This window comes from Mesorhizobium sp. M9A.F.Ca.ET.002.03.1.2, assembly GCF_003952365.1.
Lineage (GTDB): Bacteria > Pseudomonadota > Alphaproteobacteria > Rhizobiales > Rhizobiaceae > Mesorhizobium.
On record NZ_CP034443.1, the window covers coordinates 661,847 to 670,000 of the forward strand.

Consider the following 8,154-nt stretch of genomic DNA (forward strand, 5'->3'; position numbering starts at 1 on the left):
TTAGCGAGCCTGCTTCCTGAGAAGGACTATTCCGAGGCCCAGCAATACGGGAATGGCGATGAGGAGCGGCAAGAATGCGCTGGACAGATCGCCAAAGCCGAGTGCCTTCGAGAAGGTGCCGCGCGAGACGATGACGAAATAGGTCATCGGGTAGATCTGGCCGATGAAGGCGCCCACGCCCTCGAGCGACGATACCGGATTGATCATGCCCGAATACTGAGATGCCGGGATCATGGTGATCAATGCGGTTCCGAAGATCGCCGCGATCTGACTGCTCATGAAGGTCGAGAGCAGCAGCCCCATCCCCGTCGTGACAATGACATAGAGAAAGGCGGCAGCGGCGAACGTTGCAAAACTGCCGGTGAACGGCACGCCGAAAACGAAGACGGCGAAGGCTGTCAGCAGCAGGAAGTTCAGCATCGCAAGCACGACATAGGGGATCTGCTTGCCGAGTAGGAATTCGAACCTGGTGACCGGCGTGACGTAGAAATTGATGATCGAGCCGAGTTCCTTTTCGCGCACGACGCTCAGCACGGCGAGCATCGACGGTATCAACAGGAGAAGCATCGGGATCACCGCCGGCACGATGGCATCGAGGCTCCGGACATCGGGATTGTAGCGGTAGCGGATCGCCAGCTGGAAATCGGGAGCTGCTGCGGCATTGCCGTAGATTTCGCGTGCCTTCTGCGTCAGCCAGCCGGCATGCATGCCTTCGACGTAACCGAGCACGGTCTCGGCGCGCGTCGGCATGGCACCGTCGATCCATGCGCCGATAGTGACGTCGCGGCCACGCGCCAGGTTGCGTCCGAATCCGGGCGGGATTTCCATCGCCAGGCTGAGTTCGCCGTTCTCCATGCGCCGGTCGAGATCGGCGTGGTCCAAGATGGGCGCCTTCTCTATAAAATATCGCGAACCGGCAATTTGCAGCACGTAGTCACGGCTGATTGCCGTGTCGTCGTGATCGAGGACGGCGAAGGAGAGGTCCTCCACGTCCATGTTGATGCCGTAACCCACGACGAACATCAGGATGAGAGTGCCGACCGTGGCGAGCGTGGCACGGATCGGGTCGTGCAGAAGTTCGAGCGCCTCCCGCCGCGTGTAGGCGAACATGCGCCGGGGATCGAAGAACCGCTTCAACCTGCCCGGTTTCCCTCGGGCATGCGCGGCGGCGGTTAGGCTCTCCTCGCCGGCTTTCGGGAGCTCGGTCTGCCGCGTGCCGATGGCATCCTCCAGATAGCCTATGAAAGCCTCTTCCAGCGTTGCCGCGGAGCGATTCTGGACGATCGCGGCCGGCATGTCGGTGGCAAGAACCTTGCCCGCATGCATGAGCGAGACGCGGTCGCAACGTTCCGCCTCATTCATGAAGTGTGTCGAGACGAAGATCGTCACGTTCTGCTTGCGGGAGAGTTCGCAGAGTATTTGCCAGAATCCGTCGCGGGCGACCGGGTCGACGCCGGATGTCGGCTCGTCGAGGATCAGGATATCGGGGGAGTGGATCATCGCCACCGCGAGCGACAGACGCTGCCGGATGCCGAGCGGCAGGGCATCGGGAAGCGTGTCCATGTCGCCGACGAGACCGAAGCGCTTCGCCACGTCCTCGACCCTTTGCGGTATGGCGGCTGCATCCATGCCGAAGAGCCGGGCGTGGAGTTCGAGGTTCTGACGCACTGTCAGCTCGGAATAGAGGGAAAATCCCTGGGACATGTAGCCGACGCGCCGCCGAACCTCGATGTCATTCGGGTCTATCTCGCGCCCGAAGAGCCGGGCCTTGCCTTCGCTTGCCTGAAGCAGCCCGGTCAGCATCTTCATGGTGGTCGTCTTGCCGCAGCCGTTCGAGCCCAGGAAGCCGAAGATCTCGCCACGCCCGATACGGAAGCTCACATCGTCGACGGCAACGAAATCGCCGAAGCGCTTGGTGAGATGATCCGCTTCTATGGCAACTTCGCCGTTGACGCCCGCGGACCGGGGCGGGATCACCACCTGCTCGTGTCCGTCCTGCCTTTCTTGCGGAAGCAGTGCGATAAAGGCAGCGTCGATGTCGGGCGCGCCAGTCCGTTCAAGCAGCTCCGCCGGCGTTCCCGAGGCCAGCACGCGCCCCCCGTCCATGGCGATCAGCCAGTCGAAGCGGGCTGCTTCTTCCATGTAGGCGGTAGCAACGATGACGCTCATGCCGCCACGATTGCCGCGGATTTGATCGATGAGCTCCCAGAACTGACGGCGTGACAGAGGATCAACGCCGGTCGTTGGCTCGTCCAGGATGAGGAGGTCGGGATCGTGGATGAGGGCACAGCAGAGACCGAGCTTCTGCTTCATGCCGCCGGAGAGGTTGCCAGCCTGCCGATCCGCGAAGGGTGCGAGTCCTGTGCTTTGCAGAAGTTCGCCGATGCGGCGTTCCCGCTCATCCCGGTCATGCCCGAACAGACGGCCGAAGAAGTCGATATTGTCGAAGACGGAAAGCGTCGGATAGAGATTCTTTCCCAGGCCTTGCGGCATATACGCAATCCTGGGGTACGCGGTCTGCCGATGGCGGGCGTCGGCCATATCGCCGCCAAGCACTTCGATGTGTCCTTCCTGCAGCGCCCGCGCTCCGGCGATCAGGGACAGCATGCTGGACTTGCCGACGCCGTCCGGCCCGATCAGGCCAACCATGCAGCCGGAAGGTATTTCGAGGGTAACGGCGTCCAGCGACCGTGCTTTTCCATAGCTATGGCCGACCTTCTCCAGACGTGCGACGGGCTGCGGCGCTAGATTTGCAACGCCCGCGGACCAAGCATTCATTGCACCAGCTTTCCCTGGAGGCTGGCCGGCCACGCGGCCTGCGGATCAAGCCGGACATAGGCAACGCCCGGCAGGCCGGTCTTGACCTGTTGGATGTATTTGCGGAGCAATTCCGGCGAGATCTGCGCCTTGATCCGGAACATGAGCTTGAGGCGTTCTTCCTCGGTCTCGACCGTCTTGGGCGTGAACTGGGCGACGGCGGCGACATAACTGGCCTTGGCAGGGATCACGTACTGCGGCGCCGCATCGAGCACGATCCGGATCTCCGTGCCGATGGCCACGCGGCCTGCTTGGGCCGTCGGCAGGAAGAAGGTCATGTAGACGTCGCCGAGATCGACGAGGTTGAGCACGCGCCCGCCGGCGGACAATACCTCTCCAGCCTCTGCCACCCGGTACTGCACACGTCCATCGCGTGGAGACTTGAGCGTGGCGTCGTCAATGTCGGCGTCGACGGCCTCGATCGCAGCGTGGGCCGCAGCGACTGCCGCCTTGGCGTCGATAATCTGTGCCTTTGCAGCGCTGATGGCGGCATCGCTTGCCGCTTGCTGGGCTTGTGCCGCGGCCACCGTAGCCTTTGCGCCCTGCTCGGCTGCCCGGTCGTTGTCGAGAATCTGTTGGGAAATGGTGTTGTTCGCGGCAAGCTGCTTGGTGCGCACCAGCGTGCGCTCCGCGGCATCCAGTTCGGCTTCGCGCTGCGCGACGACAGCGGCCGCGGCCGTTCTTTCGGCTTCGCGCTGCGTGACCAGGCTGTTGGCTGTCTCCACGCCAATTATAGCGCGTTGCGACTGCGCTTCGGCCTGCCGGCGCTGAGCCTCGAGCTGCGCGGTGTCCATGCGGGCAAGCACGTCGCCGGCCTTGACGAAATCGCCTTCACCGACAAGGATTTCCTTGATCCGCCCCGGCGCTTTCGTCGACACGTCGATCTCGACCGCCTCTATGCGGCCATTCCCCCTGGCTATGCCTTCCGGCAGATCGCCATCCCTGGATTGCTGCCATGCATAATAACCGCCCGCGCCAAGAGCGATTAGAAGGCCAACGATCGGCCACGTCCTCTGTGAGATTTTCATCATTGGCCTTTGGTACCAGTGAACACCGTTTCGTCGTCTTGATCCGCCCGGACCCAAACAGAGACCGGCTGCGACCACCTTGATCCGCGTCAATTGTGGAGAGTCCATGCCGACAGCCTGGACCGGTTGGTCGCGCGACTTCCGTCATGAGGTGTCGGCATTCGCTTTGCCGGCACGCATCGGCCTCATCGGCGATGCTCGGCGTTTTTCGTGTGCACGGCGAGCCAATGCCCGCGTAACACGCGGTAAGTGCGCATAGTGCACTTGCAGCCGAGTCAACCGTCTGATTCCCTTGGTCACGCTCGGCTGTCCTGATTCGCTCACTGTCCAAAGTCTTTGCAGTGCGCCGGGAACAAGCCTTCCACCGACCGCTGCGCTGGCGCATCAAGGGGAGAGACGGCAAATGAACACCGCAACGAGGCCGGTAATCTCGGAGATGAGGCCCAAGATATCCGTCATCGGGGTTGGCGGCGGAGGCGGTAACGCCGTCAACAACATGATCGCGGAAGGCTTGCAGGGCACAGAGTTTATCGTTGCCAACACCGATGCCCAGGCGCTCACCATGTCGAAGGCAACGCGGCTGATCCAATTGGGAGCTCACGTCACGGAAGGCCTTGGGGCAGGATCCCTGCCCGAGGTCGGCCATGCCGCGGCCGTGGAATCGATCGATGAAATCATGGACCATCTCGCGGGAACGCATATGTGTTTCGTGACCGCGGGCATGGGAGGTGGAACTGGAACCGGTGCCGCGCCGATCATAGCGCAGGCCGCGCGGAACGCGGGAATACTGACCGTGGCCGTCGTCACCAAGCCGTTCGTCTTCGAGGGCAACCGTCGAATGCATGCGGCCGACGAGGGCATCGAGCGGCTCCGCGAAAGCGCCGATACCGTCATCGTCATCCCGAACCAGAACCTCTTCAGGATCGCCGATGCCAAGACGACGTTCGCGGATGCGTTCGCGATGGCCGATCGCGTCCTCTACTCTGGCGTCGGCTGCATCACCGATCTCATCGTCAAGGAAGGGCTGATCAATCTCGACTTTGCCGATGTGAAGTCGGTGATGCGCGACATGGGTCGCGCGATGATGGGGACCGGTGAAGCCACCGGGGAGGAGCGCGCCAGGAAAGCGGCCGAAGCGGCAATCGCAAATCCGCTTCTCGACGAAGCGTCCATGATGGGCGCCAAGGGTGTCCTTGTTTCGATATCGGGCGGCACCGACATGACGCTGTTCGAGGTCGACGAGGCCGCCACCCGCATCCGCGAGGAAGTCGACGCCGATGCAGATATCATCGTCGGTGCTATTTTCGACAAGGCGCTGGCAGGAAAATTCAGGGTGTCTGTCGTTGCCACGGGATTGCGGCGGGGGCTTGAGATACCGCTGACGGCGGGGTCGGAAAACCGTGTGAATTGATCGGTCCCCCGCATGGCGGCGCCGACGGTACGATTTCGTCTTGAAACTCGGCCGCTAGAGCATTTTGTAGCCAAGTGGAATCGCCTGGCGTCGCAGAACTGCTGCGAAAACAGATAGATAGAGTGGGATGCGCAGCTCAATTTGAACGCAATCCCGCTCTAGAGATCGCCAGATAGTGGTCGGCGGTCGCTTGCCAAACTCGCAATTGTTGCAAGGTGGACCTGCGGTTCAAGCTATCGATTTTGTCTGCGCCACTCTTGCCGTGAAACAGCAACGCAACCCAGCGCTCACGGCGCCGGCCGCGTGAACAGGGTGCGGAACAGCTCCTCCGTACGCCGCAGGCCTTCATCTGACAGGACCACCGACTTCGCCTTGCTTGCAGGATTGGCGATCAGCCCCTTCTGGTGCAAGCGATCCAGAGCATCCCAGTCCAACCCCTTCCAGGCGCGCCGCTCATCATGCAGCGTTAGCCAAAGCAGGCCCAGAACGGCATCGTCGATCTTGTCGGTGTCCATCTCCATGCAAGCAGTCTACACAGGGGGGCGCCAAAACAAACCCCAGCAACCATTTGAGATTTGCTGGGGGTTGTGTCGAGGCCGGTTGCAGGGGACGGGATTTGACTTTCTCTGTCCGCTGCGTTGGCTTGGCCTCCTGTAGGTCTTCCGACCAGGACAAGAATCAAACGGCCAGCACAGCCCAAATACAAAAACGGCCCGCACAGGGCGGGCCGTTTTTTGGATTTTGGTTGCGGGGACAGGATTTGAACCTGTGACCTTCAGGTTATGAGCCTGACGAGCTACCGGGCTGCTCCACCCCGCGTCAACCTTAGAAGTAAGCCTTTACTTACTGGATTCAAGCTTTCGCCAAATGAAAGGGCCGCTTGCGCGGCCCGAAATCCCGGTGGCGGGCCTGTTCGTAAGGAGAAGATTTCAACAACGTGCGCTTGGCAGACCTGGCAGCGACCTACTCTCCCGCGTCTTGAGACGAAGTACCATCAGCGCTGGAGCGTTTCACGGCCGAGTTCGGAATGGGATCGGGTGCAGCCGCTCCGCCATAACCACCAGGTCGGCAAAACGCACGTTGCTCGAGAAGCTGTTTTCTGTGCCATCCATCTCGGCGCAATCCAAAGGATTGTCACTAGAAATGGGCATAAGGAATGAGAACGATCAAGCCGATCGAACTATTAGTACCGGTAAGCTTCAAGCGTTGCCGCTCTTCCACACCCGGCCTATCAACGTGGTCGTCTTCCACGGTTCTCAGGGAATACTCGTTTTAAGGTGGGTTTCCCGCTTAGATGCCTTCAGCGGTTATCCCGTCCGGATATAGCTACCCTGCTATGCGGCTGGCGCCACAACAGGTCCACCAGAGATCCGTCCATCCCGGTCCTCTCGTACTAGGGACAGATCCTTTCAATATTCCTACACCCACGGCAGATAGGGACCGAACTGTCTCACGACGTTCTGAACCCAACTCACGTACCGCTTTAAATGGCGAACAGCCATACCCTTGGGACCTGCTCCAGCCCCAGGATGCGATGAGTCGACATCGAGGTGCCAAACAACCCCGTCGATATGGACTCTTGGGGGTCATCAGCCTGTTATCCCCGGCGTACCTTTTATCCGTTGAGCGATGGCCCTTCCACGCGGGACCACCGGATCACTATGACCGACTTTCGTCTCTGCTCGACTTGTCAGTCTCGCAGTCAGGCAGGCTTATGCCATTGCACTCAGCGAACGATTTCCGACCGTTCTGAGCCCACCATCGCGCGCCTCCGTTACTCTTTAGGAGGCGACCGCCCCAGTCAAACTACCCACCATACATTGTCCCGGACCCGGATAACGGGCCGCGGTTAGACATCCATAGTGATAAGGGTGGTATTTCAAGGATGGCTCCACCTGAGCTGGCGCCCAGGTTTCAAAGCCTACCACCTATCCTACACATGCCACTACGAATGCCAATGTAAAGCTATAGTAAAGGTGCACGGGGTCTTTCCGTCTAACCGCAGGAACCCCGCATCTTCACGGGGAATTCAATTTCACTGAGTCTATGCTGGAGACAGCGGGGAAGTCGTTACGCCATTCGTGCAGGTCGGAACTTACCCGACAAGGAATTTCGCTACCTTAGGACCGTTATAGTTACGGCCGCCGTTTACTGGGGCTTCGATTCAGAGCTTGCACCCCTCCTCTTAACCTTCCAGCACCGGGCAGGCGTCAGACCCTATACGTCGTCTTGCGACTTCGCAGAGCCCTGTGTTTTTGATAAACAGTCGCTACCCCCTGGTCTGTGCCACCCTCCCATGCTTGCGCATGAAAGGGTCACGCTTCTTCCGAAGTTACGCGTGCAATTTGCCGAGTTCCTTCAGCATAGTTCTCTCAAGCGCCTTGGTATACTCTACCAGTCCACCAGTGTCGGTTTCGGGTACGGTCTATAAGGAGGAGCTATTTCCTGGAACCACGCAGCAGCCCTTTCAATCCGATAAGATTGGACTACCTCAATGATCCGTCACTTCCTCCAGGCCCACGAATATTAACGTGGTTCCCATCGTCTACGCATTTCTGCCTCGACTTAGGGGCCGGCTAACCCTGCTCAGATTAGCTTTAAGCAGGAACCCTTGGACTTTCGGCGGGGGAGTCTCTCACTCCCCTTACGTTACTCATGTCAGCATTCGCACTTCTGATACCTCCACCACCCCTCACGGGTATGGCTTCATCAGCTTACAGAACGCTCCGCTACCGCTCGTATTGCTACGAACCCTAAGCTTCGGTGTATGGCTTTAGCCCCGTTACATTTTCGGCGCAAAGACCCTTATTTAGACCAGTGAGCTGTTACGCTTTCTTTAAATGATGGCTGCTTCTAAGCCAACATCCTGGTTGTTTTGGGATCCTCACATCCTTTCCC

4 protein-coding genes, 1 tRNA gene and 2 rRNA genes (1 of these 7 running past the window's edge) are annotated in these 8,154 nt (G+C 59.8%); 1 reads left to right on the forward strand and 6 read right to left on the reverse strand.

All coding sequences use genetic code 11. The features are described 5' to 3' along the window. Together rbbA and EJ066_RS03275 are read right to left on the reverse strand one after the other, a co-directional pair. The gene (gene rbbA, locus EJ066_RS03270) at window positions 1-2,778 is read right to left on the reverse strand and encodes a ribosome-associated ATPase/putative transporter RbbA (RefSeq protein ID WP_126034874.1); all 2,778 of its coding nucleotides are present in this window, start codon (window positions 2,776-2,778) and stop codon (window positions 1-3) included. Then, window positions 2,775-3,845 (reverse strand): HlyD family efflux transporter periplasmic adaptor subunit, encoded by a 1,071-nt coding sequence (locus tag EJ066_RS03275; protein ID WP_126043731.1) that lies wholly within the window; start codon window positions 3,843-3,845, stop codon window positions 2,775-2,777. Before EJ066_RS03275 ends, rbbA begins: the two co-directional genes overlap by 4 nt. A 403-nt stretch (window positions 3,846-4,248) precedes the next feature. On the opposite strand from EJ066_RS03275, the gene ftsZ reads away from it, so the two are divergent. After that, a complete protein-coding gene (ftsZ, locus tag EJ066_RS03280; protein ID WP_126034875.1) occupies window positions 4,249-5,256 on the forward strand; it encodes a cell division protein FtsZ in 1,008 nt (335 codons plus the stop codon). Between the two features lie 287 nt (window positions 5,257-5,543). Here the strand turns inward: ftsZ and EJ066_RS03285 are convergent, their stop codons facing one another. The 4 genes from EJ066_RS03285 to EJ066_RS03300 all read right to left on the reverse strand — a co-directional run. Further along, window positions 5,544-5,777, reverse strand: coding sequence for a DUF6429 family protein (locus EJ066_RS03285; protein ID WP_126034877.1), 234 nt, complete (start codon window positions 5,775-5,777; stop codon window positions 5,544-5,546). A 221-nt stretch (window positions 5,778-5,998) separates the two neighbouring features. Beyond that, a tRNA-Met gene (locus EJ066_RS03290) sits at window positions 5,999-6,075 on the reverse strand. A 131-nt stretch (window positions 6,076-6,206) separates the two neighbouring features. Then, a 5S ribosomal RNA gene (gene rrf, locus EJ066_RS03295) occupies window positions 6,207-6,321 on the reverse strand. Between the two features lie 97 nt (window positions 6,322-6,418). After that, window positions 6,419-8,154, reverse strand: a 23S ribosomal RNA gene (locus EJ066_RS03300) (it continues 1,062 nt past the right edge of the window).

Excerpts from the sequence above, each read along its gene's own strand:
- ftsZ (WP_126034875.1), top strand. The coding sequence starts at position 4,249 with ATGAACACCGCAACGAGGCCGGTAATCTCGGAGATGAGGCCCAAGATA.
- EJ066_RS03285 (WP_126034877.1), bottom strand. The coding sequence starts at position 5,777 with ATGGAGATGGACACCGACAAGATCGACGATGCCGTTCTGGGCCTGCTT.
- EJ066_RS03275 (WP_126043731.1), bottom strand. The coding sequence starts at position 3,845 with ATGAAAATCTCACAGAGGACGTGGCCGATCGTTGGCCTTCTAATCGCT.
- rbbA (WP_126034874.1), bottom strand. The coding sequence starts at position 2,778 with ATGAATGCTTGGTCCGCGGGCGTTGCAAATCTAGCGCCGCAGCCCGTC.